This is a genomic window from Bernardetia sp. ABR2-2B (genome assembly GCF_037126435.1).
Taxonomy (GTDB): domain Bacteria; phylum Bacteroidota; class Bacteroidia; order Cytophagales; family Bernardetiaceae; genus Bernardetia.
Window position 1 is genome coordinate 2,905,134 of the sequence record NZ_CP147020.1, and the last position, 25,201, is coordinate 2,930,334.

The following is a 25,201-nucleotide window of genomic DNA, read 5'->3' on the forward strand; positions in this document are numbered from 1 at the left end:
GCCTTTATTTTTATAAGAATTAAAAAGTAGCTATTATTGAAAAGTCATAATTGGCTATCAATCAACTTTTTTACACAAAACTATATAATTTATGGGCTTAAACAAATCCTTAGATTCTTTACATTCCTTTTCTAAAAAAGGAAATAAAAAAGAACAAGAGTCTAGCAATCCTTGGCTATTTGATTATCCAAATAATGCTGATTTTAATTTTAATTATTATAACCTACTCAATAATGCCAACCAAAATTCAATAGGAAATAACACTAATCCTGCTGCTCGTATTGCCATCATTGGCGCTGGTATTTCGGGTATGGTAGCAGCAAGAGAACTTTTTAGAAGTGGTTATAAAAATATTGATATTTATGAAGCCAGTGACAGAATTGGTGGAAGGACTTATTCTCAACCTGTAAATACGGCTCTTAATAAACATACTACATACGAGATGGGCGCAATGAGAATGCCTTTTTTTACAGATGTAGGAAGCAAAAACTGTTTGTTAGATTATTACCGTCAGCTCTTCAGAATCCAAACAAAAGACTTTCCAGACCCTGGTTCTGCTGCTGTAAAAACGACAGGTGTTTATTTGAATGACGGACAGGGAACAAATCCAAAGTGGGGCAATGCTCCTAGCCTTATTCTTTGGGAAGGGGGACAAAACCCACCAGACCCAGCATTATTAGATGTATATGAAAAATGGAATCGATTTGCGACGATGGTTTCAACAGAGTTTCAAAGACTATATGCAACATCTAGCTGGGAAAGTTTTTGGCAATCTGTTGTTCAGACGTATTGGCAACTCAATTTTAGAGAACTTGCCTACCTTCCTACTATTGATTCTTATCAAGGAAATGGTAATTTTGGAGGACTAGGAATGACTGTGCAGGAAGCTCAATTATTTTATACGATTGGTGCTGGTGATGGAAGTTGGGGAGCTTTTTATGATATTTCTTGTTTGTATATTTTCAGAACGCTTTTGAGTGGCTATGGAACAAACCATCAGCTTATTATTGGCAATGGAGCAGTTCTTGACGACAAAGATGCGATGCCTATTCCAGACGAGGCTACTCATAATGTAAGGGATAAAAATGGTAATTTATTGACTACACCTAGTTTTTTGGGAGTACAATCTTTTGCTGAATCTATGTTTTATCTTCCTGTAACAAGCCAAAATGATTCAAATGGTGTGTCGTTGTATCAAGCATCTCGTATGTATCCAAATTTTGATATAAATTTGATGACTCAAACACCTGTTACCAATATTATAAAAGACCAAGACAATGGTAAAATATATATTGCAACTCCATTGAATAACATATTGCCTTTAAGACAATTACCAGAATATGACCAAGTAATCATAACACCAACTACTTGGGCATTACAAACAAGCTCTTTGTTTACAGGTTTTAATTTTGATACACAATTACCTTTTGAAGTAGTAGATAGTATAAAATCTTCTCATTGGATTACAAGTTGTAAAATATTTTATCCTCTTAGAAAAAAATACTGGGAAGATGGTGTATCTAAAATACCTCAAATTATCACAACAGATACATATCTTCAAGATATCTATGCTTACTCTGCAACAGATAGTGATGAGGGTGTTTTGTTGCTTAGTTATACGTGGGAAGATGATGCTAATAAACTCTTAGCATTAAGTGATAATCAAACAGATAAAGAGTTTTTAGCACAACAATGCTTAGACTTTTTGGATGACATTTTGATGCGTTGTGAAAATATTCAAGAACGTGTTTCTAGGTATGTAGATACTTCTCAACCTATTGTATTTCAATGGGCTTTACAACCTACTTACCGTGGTTGTGCAAAATTGTATCGTGAAACATCGTTCAATGAGAACTATTCTCTTCTGACCTATAATCAAGAATATGCAAAAGAATCAGGAATTTACTTTGCTGGTGAAGCCTATTCATTAGAAGGGGGATGGACAGAACCTGCTATCCGATTAGGAGTGGATGCTGTATTGAATTTAATGAATAATACAGGAGCTACTTTTAATAATGGGTTTTCTATGGATTTATATCCAAAATATAGTGATTGGAAACCAGAACTCAACATGGGTAATGTAGATTTGATGTAGTCTTAGATAGTAGTGGACTGATACAATTATAATTCATTCATTTTAAGAAATAATAGTATCAGTCCATAATTTACCAAAAAATCATTGCGTAATAATTTCTTTAATATCATGCATAATTTTTTGAGCTAAATGTTCAGCAGTTGCTTCCGATTGCGATTCAGAATAAATACGAATGATTGGTTCTGTATTTGATTTTCTAAGATGAACCCACTCACTATCAAACTGAATTTTGACGCCATCAATTTTATTGACTGGATAATTTCTATATTTATCAGAAATTTCTATTAAAACATTATCAACATCTATTTCAGGAGTAAGTTCTATCTTATTCTTCGAAATATGATAACTAGGATATTTCGAACGGAGCATTTTTGTAGTTCCTTTAAATTTGGCTAATTGAGTCAAAAATAAAGCAATTCCGACAAGGGCATCACGTCCATAATGAAGTTCTGGATAGATAATTCCTCCATTACCTTCTCCTCCAATAATGGCGTTACATTCTTTCATTTTTTCTACTACATTGACTTCTCCAACAGCAGCTGCGTGATACTCTCCACCTGCTTTTAAGGTTACGTCTTTTAGAGCTTGTGTAGAAGAAAGATTTGAAACCGTATTTTTGGTTTGTCCTTCTTCTTGATGTTGTAAAATATAATCAGAAATTGCAACAAGCGTATATTCTTCGCCAAAAGGAGTTCCATCTTCACAAATGAGAGCTAATCTATCTACATCTGGGTCGACCACAATTCCTAAATTATAATTTCCACTTTCGATAGTAGAACAAATATGAGTTAGATTTTCGGGAAGTGGCTCAGGATTATGTTGAAAAATTCCTGTTGGTTCACAGAAAAACTTATCTACTTGAGTTACACCTAATGCCTCTAAAAGCATCGGAATAGCAACCCCCCCACTAGAATTTACGCCATCGACAGCAATTTTGAAGTCTTTTGCTTTGATAGCTTCTACATCCACTAAAGGCAATTCTAATATTTTCTCAATATGTTTTTGAAGATAACTATCATCAGTTGTATAACTTCCTAAGTCAGAAACTTTCACAAATTCGAAATCATCATTTTCAGCAAATTTCAGAATTTCTTCACCTTCTTTTGCCGAAATAAACTCTCCTTTTCGGTTCAGAAGTTTGAGTGCATTCCAGTTAGCTGGGTTATGACTAGCTGTAAGAATAATTCCACCACTAGCATTTTCCATTGGAACAGCCATTTCGACAGTCGGAGTAGTAGAAAGACCCAAATCTATCACATCAAAACCCATTGCTTGTAAAGTAGAAGCGACAAGCTGTGAAACGAGTTGCCCAGAAACACGAGCATCACGTCCGATAATTATTTTTTGGTTTGGTGGAGTGTTTTCTTCTGCTGTCTGTGCTGTACTTGGGTTCGTACTGACCCATTTTCCATAAGCAGCAGCAAATTTGACTACATCAATCGGAGAAAGACCTTCGCCTACTTTTCCACCAATTGTTCCACGTATTCCAGATATTGATTTTATTAAACTCAAAATTTCAGTATTTTATATTAGCTAGTTTTCAGACTTGCAAAAGTAGTGAGCAAAAAGCAATTTTCATAGTAAAAAAACATCTTTATTTTTTTAATAAACTTGTTTTTTGCAGATATATATTTCAAGAAATAAATTTTAGTCAAATAACTCTTTTATGTTCTTAAATTGAATTTCTTTATCAAAAGTATGTTGAGCTATTCTCCTTCCATTTTCTCCAAAGTTTTTTCTTTTAGCAAAACTTAGTTTTTTTAAGTTACGTATTTCTTGGCTAAGTAGTTCGTAATTTATGGAGAAGTTCTGTTGATTCTTTGTTGATTCTACTATACGACCTAAATTATAGTTGCGTATCAAATCAGCACTTTCTCCACTTCCACAAAGTAAAATAGGTAATCCTGCTGCCATTGCTTCATATATTTTTGAAGGAACAGTTCCCAAAATTTGTTTTTTTTGAAGAATAATAGCTGCATCATAATCAGCTAGTTTTTGAGCAATTTGTTTTGGAGGAATAGCATCATAAAGAAATACTGTTTGTTTTTTGTTTGTTTTTAGAAATTTATTTTCAATAAAGTTTTCTATTAACTCTCGTTCATTTCCATTTCCATACAAATGCAATTCGGCAGATTCTTTTTCAAAATCTATATTCTCTATTACCTCCAAGACTCCTTGTGCTACCCCTAAAAGACCTGCATAGACCAGTTTTATTGACTCTTTTTCTTTGATTTGATAGTTTTCTTTGATTTTGAAAGATTTGGAATCTATTCCATTTCTGTATAAAAAAATAGGGGTAGTAGAAACAATTTTTTGAACATAATTTACTATTTCATCAGACTGACCAATAATAAAATCCATTTTTTTATAGATAAATGCTTCAAAATTCAAAAGTAGATTGTATATTGTATGCCCTTTTATTTTGTCTAAGTCTAAAAGTACACGAGGATAAAGGTCGGAAAGATTCAGAATAAGCGTAGGAATATAGTTTTTTTTGATAATCAATTTTGATAAAATCCAAACTGTAAAGACTGGCAAAAGAGGAGGACTTTGAACCAAAATAGTGTTAGGACGCTGTTTTTTGAGAGATGGAAAAGCAAAAAACCAACTCAAAGTCAAACTAATCATACTAAAAAGACGAACAAATGAAGAAGAAGAGTTAGAAGGATAAAAAGAAAAACGAATAATGTTTACTCCATTAATACTTTCTTTATGAATAATTTTTTTGAAAAGAAATTTTCTATACCTAGAAAAAACACTTCCTGTTGGATAATTAGGAAATGTTGTATAAACAGTTACTTTATTGCCTTCTTTTTGTAAGCGTTCTGCCAAATACTGAATACGGGAAGCACATGCTCCGAGTTCAGGGGAATAATTGGGCGAAAAGATAGCTATTTGCTTCAAAAAATAAATAATGATTAGTGTTTAGTGTTTAGTGATTAATTCTGTGAACAAAAAAAATTACTCACTACGAACTACAAAAATAGCTAATTATTTATTTCAAAAAATCACTTTGTGATATAGAACTAAATTATCAAAATTTTATTATGTCAAAAATACATCAATTACAAATTCAGATTACTGTTTTCGAAACTGAAAATGAACTTTCTAAGAAAGATTTATCATTATTAAATGAAGCTAGAGCAGCTACAAAAAGAGCTTACGCACCTTATTCAGAGTTTTCAGTAGGTGCAGCCATTCAATTACAAAATGGAGAGGTAGTTTTGGGAAGTAATCAAGAAAATGCAGCTTATCCCTCTGGACTTTGTGCTGAACGAACAGCTATTTTTTCGGCTTCTACTCAATTTCCAAATGAAATAATAGAAACGATTGCCATTGCTGCCAAGCCTCAAAAAGCTACCGATTTTATTGCTATTTCACCTTGTGGGAGTTGTCGTCAAGTAATGTCTGAATATGAAAATAAACAGGAAAAGCCAATCCGAATGATTATGGAAGGAAATAATAAATCTATTTATGTTATACATTCTATTGCTGATTTATTACCACTGAAGTTCTCAAAAAATAGTTTGAAAAATATTACTTGAAGTGACTCAATGGTAGTTTGAAGGTCATCTATTTATTTCAATTACATAAAAAGTAAACTCCTTTTCACAAATAGGTCTATAAAAATAAAAAGCTTGTCGAAAACATTTTATGTTACTATTGAAAGTAAGTTATTTAGCATTAAATTTGACTATTTGAATTAGGTCAACAATTACATTTACTTATGCACTTTACCTTTTGCTGAAATGACTAGATACATGAAAAATTTATACTTCATAACTTTTATCTTTTTGTTCTTTGCCCTGAAATCTACTAACGCTTTTTCTCAAATAGACACTCGTTTTTGGTTTGCAGCACCTGAGGTAACTAATGGGCATGGAGACAGAGATATATTTATGCGTGTTGCTGCTTTTGATCAACCTGCTACAGTAGTAATTAGTATGCCTGCTAATCCAGCTTTTACGCCCATAGTAGTTAATTTAGCTGCTTTTGGTTCAGCAAATACAAACCTTACTCCTTTTATAAATTTGATAGAAACTCCTAATATGACAAATTTAGCAGGAGCGGATAACGATGCGAATCGAAATTACTCTACCATTTTTCGCTCAGGATTACTGGTAGAATCAACAGCAAGAATTACAGCTTATTATGAAGTAAACAGAGGCAATAACCCTGATATTTTTGCATTGAAGGGAAAAAATGGACTAGGAACAGATTTTTATGTTCCCATGCAAACAGCTTGGAATCATCAGAATGGACAAAATCCAAATGGACACTCTGGTTTTGTGATTGTAGCTACAGAAAGTAACACTACAGTAACAGTTACTACTACAAGACCTACTCGCTCTTTCGGAACTGGCGCAACTGGAACTACTGCCCCTGCAGGTACTTATACAATAACTTTAAATAGAGGACAAACTTATACAGTTGCAGCTCAACAACCTTCTGCGGGAAATGCCCCTGCAGGTTCTCGTATTGTATCTGATAAGCCAGTAGCTGTTACTTTGTATCATGACTCTATTAGAACTGGTGCAGGAGGGTGTTATGATTTGGCAGGAGATCAGCTTGTTCCTGTTGATATTGTTGGAGATGAATATATTATTATGCGTGGAACATTAGGAATACCTAGCTCAGCACAACCAGAAAAAGTATATATTTTGGCTACTCAACCTGGAACAACATTTACAGTAAATAGAAATGGAACTCCCATTGCAGGAACGCCTACTCTAGCAGCGGGGCAACAGTATATATTTGATATGGCTATAGGAACTGCTAAAGCGTATATTAAATCTAATAAACCTATTTACGTCCTTCACATGTCTGGTTATGGCTGTGAAACAGGAGCTGCTATTCTTCCTCCTATCGAATGTACAGGTTCTCGTTTGGTTCAATTTAATCGTTCTACAAATGAGAATTTTAGCTTGACTCTACTTGTGAAAGAAGGAGGACAAGGTGACTTTACACTCAATGGTGTTGCAATTCCTGTATCTAACTTTTCTCCTGTACCTGGTTCGCCAGATGTAGATCCTGCTAATGGAACACCAGATTGGTATTCGGCTCGTATTGATTACAATACAACCTTAGTTCCTTTAGGAGGAAACAGAATCGAAAATAGTAGTACACTCTTTCATGCAGGTGTTACAAATGGTGGTGCTAGTTCAGGTTGTCGTTATGGATATTTTTCTTCTTTTAATTCACTTAATTTAGGTCCTGATATTGCTATTTTTTATGGTTCGAATGTAGTACTTGATGCAGAAACTTATGGTGCAGTTAGTTATACTTGGAATACCACACCTGTACAAACAACACCACAAATCACAGTAAATGTAAGACGTACAAGAGATTATATTGTTGCTGTAGATTTAGGTCGTTGTATAGTCTATGATACTATCTGTGTAGGTACAGTAGAATATGTTTGGATTGGAGATACCGATGATGATTATGGAAAATTTTCCAATTGGAGTGCGCCTTGTGGAGAAGATGGAATACCTGACTGTGAACAAGATATTGTTGTTCCTGCTTTGGTAAATGGAATACCTCCTGTGAATTTTCCTAGAATATATGATAATGAAACACAAGCGTGTCGGAATATCATTATTGAAAATGGTGCTAGTCTGACCATTAGTCCATTAGGTCGTCTTAATGTTTGTGGAGATATGGTTCATTCTGGTTTTTTGAATATGCCTACTGGTTCTCTATTAGAATTTAGAGGACTTCAACCACAAACCTATACACAAAACGCAACAGGCACAGGAGAGTTTGCCAGGTTACAAATCAATAACTTAACTCCCCTTCCAGATGTACCTCGTTTGAAGGTTTCAGATGCAGGAACACAGAATATGGTAGTAAGCCCAACAGGAACACTTACTTTTATTAGAGGTGTCGTACGTACAGAAGGTTTGAAAGAAGTTGTTGTCCGTAACCCATCTCCTTCCTCCATATTAGGATATTCGTTTGCTAATAGTACTAATGATAGATTTGTTGGTGGAAGACTTAGGCGTTCGACAAATCCAATAGGCACTTATGACTTACCTGTCGGTTTGGCTGTTGAAAATATTGGAGCTGCAAGTCCTGTAGCTACCAAAAGAGCTACTATTGTGAATACCGTAGCAGCAGATTGGATAAACGATGCAACTTTCTGTGCCTTAAATCCCTTTCCTAGTAATCGTGTTATAAACTTGACTGATAATAGAAGTGCTGTTGCAGATGCACCTCTTTACAAACATATCGCCTTTCCTGCATCCGTAGCTATTTTAGGTAATGCTCCAAGAACTACCGAAGCTTGGGTAAGGATTAGTAGTAACCCTAGTAATGGAGCTATTTTCTATTTAGGCAGAGATGCTGCAAAAGAATTATTTGCCTTACGTAAAATAGGAACAGGTAATGGATATAGAATTGATTTAGGTGGAGGAATTATAAAAGACTTCAATTTAGCTGGAACAGTAGGAACTTGGCAACATTTTGCTATGACTTACAATGGTATATCAGAAGTAAAAGTATATCTAAATGGTAATGAAGTAGAGTCTCTTAATATTGCAGATTTGAATACTACAGGAAACTTTTATGTCGGTAGATATAGAAACAGTACCAACCAAAATTGGTATCTAGCTGGTAGATATGATAATGTAAGAGTTTGGAATGTAGCAAGAGCGCAAGCAGAAATATTTGCTAACTTTTGTGTGCGTTACGAGTGTACAATACCACCAGAACTCATTGCCAATTATGATATGGAAGATGGGTTTGGTTTTGCTGATACCAAAACTAGAAACTGTTCTATTTCTCCCCTACAATACGAAAGAGCAAGAGTACAGTTTCAAACACCAATGACAACAGCCAATAACTTACTGGCTTTCTTTAACCAATACCCAGGGGCAACACCAATATCGCCAAACGAATATCGTTGTCAAGCTACTTTTGGTACTTGTGAAGTATTGAACCATGGTTTTTGGACAGTTTCAGCATTTAATAATACGACAAAGGTTACTGGAGACGCAAGTTATAGAATGACTCTTTATAATAATGCTTATACTAATGGAGGTGTTTGTGCAAGTCCAGAAGCAACTATTATGAAACGTAATGTAAATACAGACCCTTGGACAATTCCAACTTTTCCAGCCTTATGTGCTGACAACTCACTTGGCTCTACATCTATGGAATGGATGTCTGGTTTTTCTGATTTTGCAGTTCCACAGACTTTTGACCCAATTATTTTACCAGTAGATTTGCTTTCTCTGACAGCAAAGCCTCTTATAAATTCTATTTTGGTAGAATGGAAAACTACTAATGAAATAAATAATGCAGGTTTTGAAGTAATGCGTTCAATAGATGGAGAAAATTTTGAACAGGTAGGTTGGGTAACTCAAAATAATACAGGAGTTTATTCTTTTGGAGATACAGAAGTCAATACAAATCAAATATATTATTATCGTTTAAATCAAGTAGATGAAAATGGTAGTAAAAAAACTAGTCCTATTGTAGATGCCAAAATTGATGGAAGCCTGTCAGGTGGAGTAACTGTATATCCAAACCCAACTAGTAATGAATTTACTATTGATTTGGGAGAAACTTATATAGCCAACACTACTTATCAAATAGAAGTTTATAACAGTATTGGAATGCTTTTACGAAACAGAACAGTTAGTAATTCTTCAAAAATAAATATGTCTTTAGAAGGATTAGCAAAAGGAATGTATCTAATAAAAATAGTTACACCCAGCCGTACAAAGCTTGTCAAGCTACAAAAAGAATAATTGTTTCGGACTTTTGAAAACAAAATACCCTTTATCAAAACAAAATCGATAAAGGATATTATTCTAAGTCAAATCTAAAATAGTATTTTTCTCTACCTCTAAATGATAGGCATTCAGACCTGTCAGAAGTGCGCCTTTTATATGCTGTGGACTATCGTCTATAAAAAGCGTTTTTTGAGGATTCAAGTTATTTTCTTTTATCACAAAATCAAAAATCTCTCTATTCGGCTTTCGCATTCTGACTAAATGAGAAAAATAAGCCTTTTCAAAAAGAGGCTCTAAACCTTTCATTTGATGAGATTCTAGTACAATTTTATCAAAAGCTGTTTTATGAATTTCATTGGTATTACTCAATAAAAAAATATGTTTTTCTTTTCCTATTTTCTTCAAAAGCTCAATTCTTTCTTTAGGAATATCCAAAAGCATAGCATTCCAAGCATTGATAATTTCTTGATGCGAAACTGTTTTGCGAGATGATTTTTGCATAGCTTCTACAAACTGCTTTTCAGAAATATGCCCTGTTTCTAATTTATTAAAAATATCGGTCTGACTTTTTTTGGAATATAACTCTGAAAAATCAGTTCCAAAAAGCCTTTTAAACTCTTCTTCTGTCTTTTTATAATTCAAATTAATGATTACTCCTCCCAAATCAAAAATAATAGCTTCGTAGTCTTGTAGTTTTGGAAGGTTTGAGTTTTCTGTGGACATAATTTTAGGAAAATAAAATTTAAACATAAAAAAAAGGTTTTAAAATATTAATTTTAAAACCTTTTACTTAAAATGTGGGCCCAATAGGATTCGAACCTATGACCCTCTGCGTGTAAGGCAGATGCTCTGAACCAGCTGAGCTATAGGCCCATTTTAATTTTCTCAATTATAGTATAAAATAGCTTTAAAAAATGTGGGCCCAATAGGATTCGAACCTATGACCCTCTGCGTGTAAGGCAGATGCTCTGAACCAGCTGAGCTATAGGCCCATTTTTTAGCTTTTTTATTTGGGTAAACTTGTCATTTCTTTTATGACTATTTACCCGAATTGAGAATGCAAAGGTACGCACCAAACCAATACCAGTCAAGCCTTTTGATAAAAAAAATGATTTATTTTTACTGTTATTTTATAACTCTCTCATTATCAATTATAAAAAGTCAAAATTAGTTCACTCTTTATTTTGTTTTGGTTACCTTATCTATTTTTAATGGTCTTTAATTTTAAAAAATAATGTTCTTGCTAAACGAATTTAGTAATTTTGTAACAAGTATTTATTCCAAATTCATTTGTATAGCTTATTTCTATGAAAATAAATCATTTCGTTTATTTGTTGTCTTCTTTTGTATTCATTTTTTTCTTGGCAGCTTGTGCAAGTCAGAGTATGCCCACAGGAGGAGCTAAAGATATTACGCCCCCAAAACTTATTTCTACTTATCCAAATGACCAATCAACAAACTTCAATGGTGATCTGATTATTTTGGAGTTTGATGAAGATATTACGACACAAAGACTACAAGAAGAATTACAGATTTCGCCTTTTATTGAAGGCAATTACAAATCTACTGTAAAAAGAAATCGTCTGACTTTAAAGTTTGATAAACCCTTTGCTGAAAACACGACTTATACGTTTACTTTTGGAAAAGGAGTAGTTGATTTTAATGAAAAAAATGTTCCTAAAAATATAAAACTTGCCTTTAGTACAGGCGATAAAATAGATTCTTTACTCATTACAGGCACAGTTTCAAGTCTTATGAGAGGAAACAAATTAGAAAATGCAATGGTGGGTTTATATGCTTATAATGATGCGGAGGCTGATTCTTTCGATATTACAAATCGCCGTCCTTTGTATTTTTCTTTAACTGATTCGGTGGGAAGGTATGCTATCGAAAATATAAAAGCTGGTAAATACAAAGTCTATGCGTTGGTAGAGCCAAAAGATAAGAGAGATTATACCTACAATAAAAATACAGAATTGATTGGTTTTTATGAAGAACCTTTGCAGATAGGAACAAGCTATTCAGGAGTAGATTTTAGTGTAATACGCTATGATATTTTACCTTTTCGTTTGTCTGGGGCAAGACAAAGAGCGCAATATTTTGAAATAAAATTTAATAAAAATATAGCTGACTATGCCATAAATTACCAAGATGAAGGAAAAGAAGTTGATTATGATACCTTATTTTATCCTGTTTTACAAGAGGAATATATCAATTTTTATAATCGAAATATGAATATGGAAGATTCTATCTCTGCTAGTATGTCTTTTTCAGATTCTATTGGAAATACGATTGATACTACCCTTACTGTTAGGTTTGAAGAAGTTAGGAAACCTCGTGAATCTCCTTTTACTTTCCGAGAAAACCCTCCTTCAAACACTCCTATCATTCCCACAGAAGAACTTAATCTTAAATTTGTATTTACTAAACCTGTCTTGGCTATGCAATATGACAGCGTTGTGATAGGTTTTAAGGGAGATAGTACAGGAAGCAGAACCGTGGCAACAGATTGGAAGTTTAACAAAAACAGAACAGAAATTTCGTTCATTAAGGAAATAGAACTTTCTACGAAAAAAGAAAATGCGTTTCAGTTACAAATCCGTCCTAATACTTTTGTTTCAATAGAAAATGATACTATAAGAGATGATAAAAACCTACAATATACTCAAGGAAAACCATCTGACTATGGCGTAATTAGTGGAGAGGTTTTAGGAAAATATGATAACTTTATTATTGAAGTTCTTGATGCTAAAGGAAATGTAGAACAAACACTTCAGAATACAAAAGAGTATAGATTTGAAAATCTATCAGTAGGGAAAAAAACAATGAGAGTGCTTGTTGATACAAATGGAAATGGAAAATGGGACAACGGAAGTTTTGAAGAGCGTATTCTTCCAGAGCCTGTTTTTAACTTGAAACGAGAGTTAGAAATAAAAGCAAATTGGGAATTTGAAGATGTAAATATAAATTTGGGTTATTAAACCTTATCATGATTATTTTTGTATGTTCAGGCAGGATGTCTAAACTACACAGGACAAACTGCAACATCGTTTAGTTAATTGAGATTTGACAAAAAAAATAGACTTAGAGTTTTATTCTAAGTCTGTTTTTTTCTGTTTTTGATTAAAAGATTAGTAGGTACTTTTATCATCAAAATCATCAATCAAAAGTTCTTTTGTCTTTTTCAAGATATTAGCAAAAAAGCCTCCTGTTTGTTTTTCAGATTGTTTTTTGACTTCTTGCCCTTGGCTATTTATCTCATATCCTGCTGTCTGACTTGTTTGGTCATAGTCTCTTTGATATACATCTCTATCATCTAAGGTTCTGAAACCTGCCAAAACTAAACCAACACCAGTTGCATACATTGGATTTTTGACTGAATCAGACTGACTTCTTCCTAAATATTCATTTGGATAACCAATACGAACATCTAAGCCTGTTTTATACTCAAAAAGCTCTTTCAAATATTGCATCAATGAACCTCCACCAGTAAGAACAATACCACCAGCCAAACGGTTTTTGTAGCCCGAACGAAGAATTTCACTATAAACAAGCTCTACAATTTCTTCCATTCTAGCCTCAATAATATAAGACAAGTTTTTGATAGAAATTTCTTTTGAAGAACGATTGCGAAGCCCTGGGATAGAGACAACTTCATTATCAGGAGCATCTTTAGCCAAACAACGACCAAATTTTACTTTCAGAAGTTCAGCTTGGTTTTGCATTACGGCACAACCTTGTTTTATGTCCGAAGTAATGATATTTCCACCAAAAGGAATAACGGAAGTATGACGAATAATTCCATCAATAAAAATAGCCAAATCAGTAGTTCCTCCTCCAATATCAACAATAGCAACACCAGCCTCTTTTTCCTCTTCACTCAAAACAGAAAGTGCAGAGGCTAATGGTTCAAGAATTAGATTTTCGATTTCTAAACCTGCACGTTGGACACATTTTTTGATATTACGAATAGCATTTGTTTGAGCAGTAATAATATGAAAGTCGGCATCTAATTTTACACCAGCCATTCCGATTGGGTCTTTTATGTTTGGCTCATAATCGACGGTGTAGTGTTGAGGCATTACGTGAATAATATCTGTTCCTGCTTCGGTTACGATACGATACATATCGTTTGTAAGACGATTTACATCAGAAGGCGTAATTTCTCCATCTTTTGAATTTCTTGTAATTCCTCCGTGATGTACAGAGCTTTTGATATGCTTTCCTGCAATACCTACATTTACGATACGCAAATTTACACCCGAATTGCGTTCTGCTTCCTCTACAGCTTGTGTAATAGCTGCAACTGTCTTATTGATATTACTAATAATTCCTTCTTTTACACCTTCAGAAACAGCTTGTCCTACTCCTAATACTTCTAGTTTATCGTATTCATTCATTCTTCCTACGATAACACAAATTTTTGTTGTTCCGATGTCTAATCCTGCTACTATTCTTTGATTTTGCATATGTCTTTATATGTACAACGTCTAACAAGATTTAATTACAAATCATTGCTACCGTTAAATTAGTTGTATAGTTTATTTACAGACAATTTGATTGTCATATCTAACACTTACCATTTGATAACTTCCCCAACCTTTGATTGGAATAACTTTATCATAAAAAGTCTTTAAGCGATTTAGCTTATTCTCCATATCTTTAGCAGAACCAAGTTCGATGAGCTGTTCGCCTACCTGTGGATAAGCTAGTATATTCCCTTCTGTATCTCTTTCTAACTGTGTAATTTGGGCTTTCCAAAATGGTTTTTTATCTATTTCTTTTAAAGCACTAATAAATAATTTTCCATCTGGAGTTTTCCAAAATGCAGTATCTAAAAGCTCTGTATCATTCTTTTTCTGGCTAGAAAGCAATATTACTCGTGCCGTAAAATTAGTAGAAAGAGGAATTAGTTTTCCTGATTCAGTAATATAAGCTCCTTTTGCTGGATTTTTGTTCAAAATTCGTGCAAGAGGTTTGAGTTCTTCTACTTCTATATTCAAAATTCCTTTCGAATCTACTGCGACTTGACAAGTAGCTACAAAGTTATTGGTTTTTATTGAGTTTTCAATTTTTTTGGTGTCTATCTCTTTAACTTTTAAGTTGTTTACGTCAATTTTGGCATCTTGACGAACAAGCTTTAATATTTCTACCTCTGTCAAAAAATGAGAAGTGTCTTGAGGATTTTGTGCTGCATTTGTTACCAAAACACGAACACTTTTTATCATTTGTCCACGCTGATACACCTCTGTTGCTGCAATAGTAACAAGAATAACTAAAACAAATAAGATTATTTTTATAGATATTTTCATGACTTTAAATATAACATAAATTTTTTATAAGTCCAGTTAAACCTGCTAAGGTTTTGAAAAATGATGTTGGTTTGTAAAAATACAAAAAAACCTTATTCTTTTGTCAGAATAAGGTTTTTTATCGGTCTGATTAAAAAAACAATTTTAATCTTAGTTTTGTGCGCCTTGTGCTTTTGCAGCAGCTTCTGCCTCAGCTTGTAATTTGGCATTTGCAGCAGCCAATTCTTCAACTGTCATATTTACACCTAATTTTTTCAAAACCATAAGTGTAATATCAATTTTTCCATTGGAGTACAAAAAGTTATCTTGTCCCATTCCATCTTGACTACTCAAAACAAAAGTATATCCGTTTTCTTTTCCTACAGCTGCTACAGCTTCTTGAAACTTTATTTGAATAGGCTGAATTAAAGACATTTGTAAATTTTGTAAAGTTTTATTGTAAGCCTCTTCATTTTGCAACAATTGTTGTTTAGCGGTTTCTAATGCTTTAGCACGATTTTGTAGAACTACCTGAGGAAAATCTCCTGTTTTACTATCTGCTAATAATTTTTCATACTTTTCATTAAGTTCGTTTTCATCATTTTGTAGCTGTGTATAAAAAGAGTTTTGGGTCTTTCTAATAGAATCTTGTGCCTTTTTGTACATAGGGAAATGAGGAAATACAGAGGATATACTTGTATAACCAATTTTGACATCTTGTGCTTGTGCAGAAACTACAAATACAAATAAAGTGAATAAAAGGAATATCTTTTTCATCGTTTGTTTTTTTCTTTTAATATAGAATTGCAAAAAATATTTTTTGATAAGTAGTTTTACTTCTTAAAATAATTCTGCAAAGGTAAGTAATTAATTAAATCTAATTGTTGAAGTTGTATTTTTATTTGATTATCCTAAAAAATTTAGGATAGATTAGAGACCTAATTTTTTGATAACTAGACCAGTAACATCTGTTCCTTCTGCTGCATATAAAATATAGGCAGTATTTGTTCCATCCAACTCATTAAAAATTAAAATATAATTGTTTTCTTTTCCTACTTCTTTAATAGCTTCACGAATTTTTGCGTAAATAGGAAATAGTAAATCTTGTTCTTTTTTCTGAAGACGTTCTTGATCTTGTTTTTCTTTTTCTTGAAGTGCAATATACAAGCTTTGAAGCTCTTGTTGAGCTTGTTCTTGTTGGGCTTGTGTTTTTGCTGTTTGTGATAATTCTGCTCGTCTAGCTTGAAACTTCTGACCTTCTCCTTCTAAATTTTTCTGAATTACTTTTTGTAATCCTTCTAATTCCGAAGTAGCTGCTTTATATTCAGGCATCATACTGATTACTGAGTCTACTTGTGCATAACCAATTTTGAGGTTTTGAGCTGTTGCTTGGTTGTTCTGGAAAAGAACAAAGGCAAATAAAAGACTGAGAGATAAAATTATTTTTCTCATAATTTTGATATAATTTGTTTTAAGTGAGTTTGAAGGGAAATTTTAGTTTTATTGTTGGATTTTGAATTTAAGAATTATCCTTTTTTATCAATAGAAATATTAGGGTCTTGTATTCCTAATTCTTCCAAGACAAAGTCAGTAAAATTATAAGTATCATCATAGAAAAGCATATGTAAATCACTTGCTTTATCAAACATAAAGTGAAGTTTCTTTTGCAAAGATACAATTCTGACAGCTTCCATTATTCTGTCTTGAATAGGACGAATGAGTTCACGTCTTTTCTTAAAAAGCATTCCATTAGCACCAAAGATACTTTCTCTGTATGTAATCAAATCGCTTTCTTTTTGCTGAACTTCTTTTTGCTTTTCGGCATACATTTCTTCTGTCAAGAGAACTCTTTCAGCTTCTAGCTTAGTACGACTATCCAAAATTTCTTGTTGTTTTTTGGCTAATTCGGCTTTCCATTGTTTGGTCATTTCCTCAAGTTCTGTATTGGCTTGTGAATATTCGGGCAAACGCTCCAATATTTTTTGAGAATCAATGAAACCAAAACGCTGTGCAGAAGCTGTATTAAAGCTACTCAAAGTAAATAATCCTACTAAAAAAAGAGTAGAAAAAATAAAAACGATATTTTTTTTAAAAGGGTTTTTCATCATATATAAGGATAAAATTCAAAATCATTGCCAAGTTTTTGCAGTTAGCAGTTAGTAGTTACCAGTTACCAGTTTTTAACATTTTTTGATGACTGATTACTGTTTATTGATTCTTGTTGTTTTTAAGATAGCAAATAGCAGTTTAGATATTTCTTCAGCCTGTACGATTATGCTTTTAAATAAATTATTGTCTATATAACCTGTGTCTTTCAAAAGATTTAGCCAATATTTTGCTTCTAAACATTCTTTATAAGCAATACTCATTTTTGATGAAAAATCATTCTCTGAAATTGCGCCATTTGCTTCTGCAATATTTGCACCTATGGAAGCTCCAGACTGAAGAAGTTGTTTAGATAAAATAAACTCTCGTTTATCATTTTGCAAAAACTGAAATGCTTTTACAATGCGAATAGCAAAAAGATATGCCTTATCATAAACTAAACTCTTGGCTTTTTCCATAAGCTTTACTTTTGCAATAAACTAAGTATTTTTTATTAATTGAAATTAACTGGTTACTACTTACTGATAACTGACTATCGTATCTGCTGCCCAATAGTAAAGTGGAACTGAGGACCATTTGCACCAGGGCTTCCAGGAATATCATCAAAGCCATATGCCCAATCAATTCCTAAGAGACCAAAAGCAGGCATAAAGATACGTGCGCCAACCCCAGCAGAGCGTCTTAAATCAAAAGGTTGAAAGTTTTTGAAACTACCCCAGTTATTACCTCCTTCTGCAAAAGCAAGAACAAAAATAGAAGCTGCTTGATTGAGTGTAACAGGGTAACGAAGTTCCATTACAAATTTATTATAAGCTATACCACCTTCCTGTCTAGCATCACTTGGTACAACTTTATTGTCTTCATATCCTCTAAGTCCGATAATATCAGAACCTAAAAGTATGTTTCCGAAACCTAAACCTGCTCCACCCAAAATAAAACGTTCGAACGGACTTGTTGGTGTGGAAGGATTATAAGAACCAATGAATCCCATATGTGCTCTTGCACTAAATACAAGGTCGCCAACAATAGGTGTGTACCAAGAGTTATCAAACATCCATTTATGATATTCCACAAACTTGAATATTTCTGCATCTTCTGCTGTTTCATAGTTTATATCTCTAAATGAAGAATAAGGTGGAGTCAGTCCCAAACTAAGTGAAACACTTGCACCATTACGAGGATAAATCGGACTATCTACACTAGAACGGGAAAGGGTTGTATTGAAGACAATATTATTAAACACTCCGTCAGTAATACCTCTAAAACCAGCTCTTGTATAATTATTAAGGCTATAACGCAAATAGGCTAAAGAATTACTAAGCGTAAAATAATTATCAGGAACTCTCAAACGGCGTCCTAAAGCAAGTGTAATTCCTGAAACTTGAAAATTACCTGATATTTCTCTAAATATATTAAATTCACTTTGTTTTGAATGTTGTAAGCTAACAGAGAATGAATTTGGCTTTTTGCCCCCCAACCAAGGTTCTGTAAACGAGAAAGAATACGTCTGAAACTGACGACCACTAGCCTGAAAGCGCAGAGAAACTTGTTGTCCGTCTCCTTGTGGAAGTGGCGACCACGAACTAAAATCAAATAGACGACTTGAAGAAAAGTTATTAAAGGTCAGTCCTAGCGTTCCGATGAAGCCACCTACTGCTTGACCACCCCAACCACCAGAGAGTTCAATTTGGTCATTTGGTTTTTCTTCTACTGAATAATGAATATCTACTGTTCCGTCAGCTACATTTGGTATTGGATTTATTCCAATATTTTCAGCATCAAAGTATCCTAATTGTGAAAGCTGTTGTTGTGTACGAAGAAGCGCAGAACGACTAAATTTTTGTCCTGGTAGTGTATAAACTTCTCTCAAAATAACGTGGTCTCTCGTACGAGTATTTCCCGTTACAATTACTTTACTGATGGTTGCTTGGTCACCTTCATAGATTCTCATTTCTATATCAATCGAATCATTGTCTACTCTAATTTCGACAGGCTGAACGTTAAAGAATAAATAACCATCATCCATATAAAGTGAGGTAATATCTAACCCTGTTGGATTGTAAGACATACGTTTCTGTAAATCTTCTGGATTATAAACATCTCCTTTTCTAACTCCCAAAACGGAACTCAAAACCGTATCAGAATGAATATAATTACCAGACCAAGTAATATTTCGGTAATGATATTTATTTCCTTCATTTACAATCATTTTTATTTTCACACCATCTTCTACTGTCTTTACTGTATCTGAAATGATGTAGGCATCTCTATATCCTTCCTTATTATAAAAAGCAATTAAGCTCTTTTTGTCATTATTAAATTCACTTGGAATAAATTTGGAAGACCTAAATACATTCCAAGGAGCAAACTCTTTTGTTTTTTTGAGTTTACGCTTCAATTTTTTGTCTGCAATCGCTTCATTTCCTTCTATCTCAATTTCTTGTATTCTTACTTTTTTTCCTTTATCTACATCAATTTCTAATCGAATACTGTTTGCTAAGGTTGTGTCTTTTTTCTGAACAATATTCACTTTTACGTTTCTAAATCCTTTTTTGATATAATGTTGTTTGATGGCAACTTCGGTATTTTTGAGAATAACATCATTCACAATACGCCCACGAACAAGCGTTACTTTATCTTTTAATGTACTTTTTTGTCCTTTAGGTATTCCTGTAAACTCAAAACGAGATAGTCTTGGTCTTTCTGTTAAGATAAGTTTGAGAAATACTTTTTCAGCTTCAAATTTATCTACTTCGATGCTTACATCTCCTAAAAGTCCTTGTTTCCAAAGCTTACGAATAGCCAGACCAATGTCTTCACCCGGAATTGTTATTTTATCTCCAATACGCAGTCCTGTAAGCGAAATAAGCGCATTTGGGTCAAGATAACTTGCGCCTTCTACACTAATACCTCCCACTGTATATTCTTTTGGGTTGGCATAATCAAAATCTTTCGCAGAGTAAGTAGAGTTTGTTCCAAATCCTCCTAAGCCTTTAAAAGGAGTTGTTTGAGCAAAAACAGATATAGAACTACTGTTTAAGAATAAGGAAAATAGAAGAAGAAAAAAAATAATACTGGTTGAGTATTTATTTTTTATAAAATGTAATGAATTATATGAGTACATAAAATCGTATAAAGATATTGAATGAGTAAAATAGCTTAGTATTTTTATAAAGATACTACAAGCTTTTTATTTTTAGAGCTAATCTGATAGTTTGACTATTAGGAAAAATTACGAATTAAAGATTACGAATTACGAATTTAATATACTGATATTCAGTATTTTGTTATTTCGAAATGAGTATGTTATTTAATTTCAATTCCTTATTATTTAGTTATGTTATTTTTTTAATTTATGTCTTTGAGTTGTCTTCGAATTGTTCGCTAGTCTTTCCAAAACGCCTTTCTCTATTTTGATAGTTAAGAAGAGTTTCGAATAAATGTATTTTTCTGAAATCAGGCCAAAGAACATCTAAAAAAGCAAGTTCGGAATACGCAAGTTGCCAAAGCAAGAAATTACTGATTCTCATTTCTCCACTCGTACGAATAAGAAGTTCTGGGTCAGGAATAGAAGCTGTATAAAGATGCTTAGCAATCAAATTTTCATCTATTTGAGTTGACTTAATTTCTCCTTTTTCTATTTTTTGCGCAATGTTTTGAATAGCCGTTTTCATTTCTGTACGTCCACTATAACTCAAAGCAAGTGTTAGAATAAGTCTATCATTATGTGCTGTTTTGGCAATAGATTCATCAAGTTGATTTTGACATTTGTTAGGAAGAGATTCCAATTCTCCTATTGCTCCTAATCGTACACCTTTCTCGCTTAACTCTTTTACCTCACTACGCAATGTTGAAACTAAAAGCTGCATCAATCCGTTTACTTCGTCTTCAGGACGTTGCCAGTTTTCAGTAGAAAATGTATAGAGCGTTAGGTATTTTACACCCATTTCTACACACCCTTCTATTGCTTCTCTGACTGCTTTTACAGCATTTTTGTGTCCAAATATTCTAGAAAAACCTCTTTGTTTTGCCCACCTTCCATTGCCGTCCATGATTAGAGCAACGTGAGAAGGCATACGATTTTTGTCCAATAACTCTTGTACTTCTTCTTTTGTACGAGATGATAATGGAACAAATGCCGTAAAGTTTTCTATCTTTTTTGAAGTATTTCCTTTTTTAGCTGATTTCATAGTTTAACTCCCCTTTTACTTTCTTTTTGGTCATTAGAACCAACTTTCAAATGCCTAACTAAAAATTACTTTAGAACAAAAATATCCTAATTGTAGTTTGATTAGATTTAAGACATTATAATTTGGGGCGCAAGTTACGAAAAGATTAACCAAATTCAGTTTTCTAGCTAGTTAAAACCTTCAAAAATATTAGATTACTTAGTAAAATCATCAAAGTTCTTATTCATAGAACAAAAAAAGTAAGTAATTGCTAGAAAGACGAGAGCAAATAAAGAAGTGTGGCAAAAATAATAAAATTGCTCTCTTAAAAAATGCAAAAGGCTGAATTAGAGTAACGTTAGGATACTTTGAAGAATTACTTCATTTTAATTCCGACTACTACTACATCATCAGTTTGTGGGGTTTGATATTTCCAATTATCAAAAGTAGATTTGATTTCAGTGTGCATTTGGCTCATAGAGTTGGATAAATTTTGATTGAGAAGTTGGCGAAAACGTTTACTTCCAAACTTTTTATCATTTTCACCTCCAAATTGGTCAGGGTAGCCATCAGAAAATAAATAAAACTCGCTTTCCTTTTCATACTTTAAAGTATGAGACACAAATACTTTCTCTTTTTTCCTTTTTTCGCCTCCTAATGCAGCCCTACTTCCTTTTATAATTTGTATCGTTTGATTATCAAAATTTCTGTAATACAAAGGACGATTTGCACCTCCATAAATTATTTCTTTATCAGTTTCATTAAATACCAAAATAGAAGCGTCCATTCCCTCTCTAACTTTTATGCTTCTATCTGATGATAATGATGAGCTAAATGCTTCTGTAATTCCTTCATTGAGATTCTCCAAAATTTCTTTAGGATTTACAATTTTTTCTTTTTCTACGATTCTTTCTAACAAAAAATAACCTACAATTGTCATGATTGCACCTGGTACTCCGTGTCCTGTACAATCTGCTACAATTATGATTTTATATTCTTTACCTTCTACAATGATGTTTCTGAACCAATAAAAATCGCCACTAATAATATCTTTTGCTTTATAGAAAACAAAGACTTCATCAAAGGCATCTTTCAAACTAGAAAGGTCTGGAAGAAGTGCAAGTTGTAATCTTTCGGCAGTACGAACACTTGCTTGTATATCTGAAAAAAGTTTTTCTACTTGTACACGCTGTTCTTTTATTTTATCACTTTGTGCTTGTAACTCATGCGAATACTGTGTAACAATTTGATTTTGTTGTAAAAGCTCTTCATTATACGTCTCAACATCTTGTCTTACTTCTGTTGCCTCATCCAAATTACGACCAGCAAAACCAAAGGCAATACCTAAAAAAATCGGTGCGCTATCAATTATAAAATGGAGAGGGTTTAGGTAATGAACATTTATGAAACTCTCCACACTAAAAGACATCTCCTTTAGGAAAATTCCGTCAAAGAGAAAAGAAAATATAGGAAAACAAAACCCAAATGCTATACCAAATAAAGAGTATTTGAAAGTATGAGATTTGCGATAAAATAAAGACATTTAAGAGTAAAAGGGATAAATTAACTGAAATAGATAAGTTTGTATAGTATTTATAGTTTGATAGGACTTATCAATATACGAATATTTATCAATAAATGTTCAAATTAAAAGTTAGACTGCTTTAACAACTCAAACCATTTTATAGAATAACTATTCTACGACCCTCAATACAGGATATTTCAAATGTGTTTTTTCGTAATGAATTGAATGTTGATAGACAAATTCTAATTGTAAATAAGCATTTTTTGCAAATTTTTCATCATCTACTTTTTTGTCTTCTAGTTTTTTTCTCAACTCTGGGTTTTCTTCTAATATTTGAGCAGCTACGTCTTCAAAAACATAAGGGGAGAAATGCTCTTTTTGCTGTAAAATCCCATCAAAGAAATTCCAAGCAAAAAATGAATCTTTTGCTTGTGGTTCTAACATTTCAATAATATATCTGTTTGATTTTTGATTTAATTTTACCAAAATATATTTCTGTTCTGGATAGCGCAAAGCATCTTCAAAACTCATTTTTTCTTTAGAAACCTCAACTTCATAATGTAAATAATGACTTTCGTAAGCCGACGGCGAAGTTTTATAATTTTCAATAGAATAGACCTCTACATTATGGTCTTTGTGTTCTTCATTAATTAAAGTATCCATTTTTACTCCATTCCATTTCAAACGTTCTAAAACTTTTGTGTAAGCAAGTGGAATCAAATATGCTTTTGGTGCATCAATTTTGAAAGATGGTTTGAAGGCATCATAATACTTCACTTCTTTTTGATATGGTTTCGAACGGTCATATTTCATTCTATCTAGTCCAGAAACTTTGCTTTTCTCTAATGAAGATTCATATCCTTTGAAATTGAGAGTTCTGAATCTTTCTTTGTCTAACTCCCAATCTAAAACAAATTCTTTTTTTATCTTGACTTCTTTTTGGTCTTGATTTTTGATTTTTTGAAGCTCTAATCCATTTTCTTGAACATACTTTAAAAGTTCTTCCATAAAAATAGAGGTTGCTTTTACTCGTTTGTCGTAAGGCTTGAGCATATGCGTTTCGGTAAGCATAGAAAAAGTTTGAAAAAGAGCAGCATAACCTGTTGAATAACGAGGCGAATCCATAAAACCTTCCCAACCATTGAGAGGGTCATAACCAAAAACATTGACATACGGTGTCATTTCCTCATCACGACTTATCATCGCTTTTTCTAAGGCAGGAGTAAACTTTTCATTCAAAAAACTTCCCATTTTCCCACCTAATTTATCAGCTTGTGTAGCCAAATGTGTCATCGTATATTGATAATCTGCACCATTCGAAACGTGGTTTTCAAGATAGACTAAAGGCTGCCATTTTTGAAATAACTTATTAAAACTCTCTCCGTTTTTCGAATCACATTTTACAAAATCACGATTTAAGTCTAAATTTTTGACATTTCCACGAAAACCGTACTCTTCTGCTCCATTCTGATTTGCTCTTGTTGTTGAGTTTCTCGTTAGTGTTCCACTTATGTTATAAAAAGGAATGACTACCAAAACAATGTTTTTATATTGATTTCTGACTTCTTCTTTTGTACACAAATCACGCAGCAGCATAAAAGTTGCATCTACTCCATCTGATTCTCCAGGGTGGATTCCGTTGTTTATAAAGACAACAAACTTATTTTCTTTTTCTGTTTCAAAAAGTGTATTAAATTTTCCATTTATTTCAAAAATAATTTCGTGCAGTGGTTCACCACTATCTGTCATTCCAAATTCATTGACTTTCAGAAATTGAGGATAAGCAGTCTCTAATTTATTCAAAAATTTGATTCCCTCTTGGTAAGTAACTGTCTGATTTGTGTTGGTATCAAAAGGAATAGAAAAATTAGTTGCAGAGGAAGAAGTATTTTGTTGCGCCATAGAACAAGATAAGAAAGCAAATTGAGAGAAGAGGAAAACAGAAAGAAGGAGAGATATTTTTTTCATAAAAAAGGAAAGGAAAAATAAATGCTGATTTTAAAGATTCAAATTACATTTTTTTGTAGAACGAAGTCAGTTTTTAATAATTTTTCACTCTAATTATAAGCTTTTTCATAGTAAATAGCTTAGTCCCAAAGAGTAAAGTATCTACTCAAACTAGAAATAACTCAATTATCAACTTGTGAAATAGCTCTGAACAAGCAAAAAATTAAGCTTTGATTTAATAGGTTTTGAAACCACTTCACTTATCGAAGCTGCTACCTATTTAATTTAAGTAACTGACATTACGCAATAAACGAAACTCACAACGGCTT

17 protein-coding genes and 2 tRNA genes are annotated in these 25,201 nt (G+C 32.9%); 4 read left to right on the top strand and 15 right to left on the bottom strand.

Translation table 11 applies throughout. The annotated features are described in order from the left end of the window. Window positions 1-91: 91 nt before the first annotated feature. Entirely contained in the window at window positions 92-2,095 is a 2,004-nt protein-coding gene (locus WAF17_RS12380) for an FAD-dependent oxidoreductase (RefSeq protein WP_338759824.1), read from the top strand. An 81-nt stretch (window positions 2,096-2,176) separates the two neighbouring features. Here the strand turns inward: WAF17_RS12380 and glmM are convergent, their stop codons facing one another. Together glmM and WAF17_RS12390 are read right to left on the bottom strand one after the other, a co-directional pair. Next, entirely contained in the window at window positions 2,177-3,607 is a 1,431-nt protein-coding gene (gene glmM / locus WAF17_RS12385; protein WP_338759827.1) for a phosphoglucosamine mutase, read from the bottom strand. Window positions 3,608-3,742: 135 nt separating this feature from the next. Next, the gene (locus WAF17_RS12390; RefSeq protein ID WP_338759830.1) at window positions 3,743-4,999 is read right to left on the bottom strand and encodes a glycosyltransferase family 4 protein; all 1,257 of its coding nucleotides are present in this window, start codon (window positions 4,997-4,999) and stop codon (window positions 3,743-3,745) included. 116 nt (window positions 5,000-5,115) lie between these two features. Here WAF17_RS12390 and cdd point away from each other — a divergent pair, with 116 nt between their 5' ends. Both cdd and WAF17_RS12400 read left to right on the top strand, forming a co-directional pair. Next, window positions 5,116-5,640 (top strand): cytidine deaminase, encoded by a 525-nt coding sequence (gene cdd, locus WAF17_RS12395; RefSeq protein WP_338770185.1) that lies wholly within the window; start codon window positions 5,116-5,118, stop codon window positions 5,638-5,640. Window positions 5,641-5,856: 216 nt separating this feature from the next. After that, the gene (locus WAF17_RS12400) at window positions 5,857-9,849 is read left to right on the top strand and encodes a LamG-like jellyroll fold domain-containing protein (protein WP_338759833.1); all 3,993 of its coding nucleotides are present in this window, start codon (window positions 5,857-5,859) and stop codon (window positions 9,847-9,849) included. A gap of 63 nt (window positions 9,850-9,912) precedes the next feature. On the opposite strand, the gene WAF17_RS12405 is transcribed toward WAF17_RS12400, so the two are convergent. The 3 genes from WAF17_RS12405 to WAF17_RS12415 form a co-directional block, all read right to left on the bottom strand. Beyond that, the gene (locus WAF17_RS12405; RefSeq protein WP_338759836.1) at window positions 9,913-10,557 is read right to left on the bottom strand and encodes an HAD family phosphatase; all 645 of its coding nucleotides are present in this window, start codon (window positions 10,555-10,557) and stop codon (window positions 9,913-9,915) included. A gap of 75 nt (window positions 10,558-10,632) precedes the next feature. Beyond that, window positions 10,633-10,707: transfer RNA gene (locus WAF17_RS12410), tRNA-Val, on the bottom strand. A 44-nt stretch (window positions 10,708-10,751) separates the two neighbouring features. Beyond that, a tRNA-Val gene (locus WAF17_RS12415) sits at window positions 10,752-10,826 on the bottom strand. A gap of 315 nt (window positions 10,827-11,141) precedes the next feature. On the opposite strand from WAF17_RS12415, the gene WAF17_RS12420 reads away from it, so the two are divergent. After that, on the top strand, window positions 11,142-12,815 hold the full coding sequence (locus tag WAF17_RS12420) for an Ig-like domain-containing domain (RefSeq protein ID WP_338759839.1): 1,674 nt from the start codon (window positions 11,142-11,144) through the stop codon (window positions 12,813-12,815). Window positions 12,816-12,965: 150 nt separating this feature from the next. On the opposite strand, the gene ftsA is transcribed toward WAF17_RS12420, so the two are convergent. The 10 genes from ftsA to WAF17_RS12470 all read right to left on the bottom strand — a co-directional run bounded on the left by ftsA (window position 12,966) and on the right by WAF17_RS12470 (window position 24,893). Next, window positions 12,966-14,303 (bottom strand): cell division protein FtsA, encoded by a 1,338-nt coding sequence (gene ftsA / locus WAF17_RS12425; protein ID WP_338759841.1) that lies wholly within the window; start codon window positions 14,301-14,303, stop codon window positions 12,966-12,968. Between the two features lie 72 nt (window positions 14,304-14,375). After that, complete coding sequence (locus tag WAF17_RS12430) at window positions 14,376-15,146, bottom strand: hypothetical protein (protein ID WP_338759843.1); 771 nt, start codon at window positions 15,144-15,146, stop codon at window positions 14,376-14,378. A 150-nt stretch (window positions 15,147-15,296) separates the two neighbouring features. Beyond that, the gene (locus WAF17_RS12435) at window positions 15,297-15,902 is read right to left on the bottom strand and encodes an OmpH family outer membrane protein (protein ID WP_338759845.1); all 606 of its coding nucleotides are present in this window, start codon (window positions 15,900-15,902) and stop codon (window positions 15,297-15,299) included. A 153-nt stretch (window positions 15,903-16,055) separates the two neighbouring features. Next, a complete protein-coding gene (locus tag WAF17_RS12440) occupies window positions 16,056-16,577 on the bottom strand; it encodes an OmpH family outer membrane protein (protein ID WP_338759847.1) in 522 nt (173 codons plus the stop codon). A 74-nt stretch (window positions 16,578-16,651) separates the two neighbouring features. Then, entirely contained in the window at window positions 16,652-17,230 is a 579-nt protein-coding gene (locus WAF17_RS12445) for an OmpH family outer membrane protein (RefSeq protein WP_338759850.1), read from the bottom strand. Between the two features lie 96 nt (window positions 17,231-17,326). After that, window positions 17,327-17,689, bottom strand: coding sequence for a four helix bundle protein (locus tag WAF17_RS12450; RefSeq protein ID WP_338759853.1), 363 nt, complete (start codon window positions 17,687-17,689; stop codon window positions 17,327-17,329). 74 nt (window positions 17,690-17,763) lie between these two features. Then, complete coding sequence (bamA, locus tag WAF17_RS12455; RefSeq protein WP_338759856.1) at window positions 17,764-20,355, bottom strand: outer membrane protein assembly factor BamA; 2,592 nt, start codon at window positions 20,353-20,355, stop codon at window positions 17,764-17,766. A 229-nt stretch (window positions 20,356-20,584) separates the two neighbouring features. Then, on the bottom strand, window positions 20,585-21,421 hold the full coding sequence (locus WAF17_RS12460; protein ID WP_338759859.1) for an isoprenyl transferase: 837 nt from the start codon (window positions 21,419-21,421) through the stop codon (window positions 20,585-20,587). Window positions 21,422-21,776: 355 nt separating this feature from the next. After that, window positions 21,777-22,943 carry a SpoIIE family protein phosphatase gene (locus WAF17_RS12465; RefSeq protein ID WP_338759862.1) on the bottom strand — a complete coding sequence of 389 codons (1,167 nt, stop codon included), beginning with the start codon at window positions 22,941-22,943 and terminating at the stop codon, window positions 21,777-21,779. A gap of 150 nt (window positions 22,944-23,093) precedes the next feature. Then, window positions 23,094-24,893, bottom strand: a complete 1,800-nt coding sequence (locus WAF17_RS12470) for a M14 family zinc carboxypeptidase (protein ID WP_338759865.1) — start codon at window positions 24,891-24,893, stop codon at window positions 23,094-23,096. Between the last annotated feature and the right edge of the window lie 308 nt (window positions 24,894-25,201).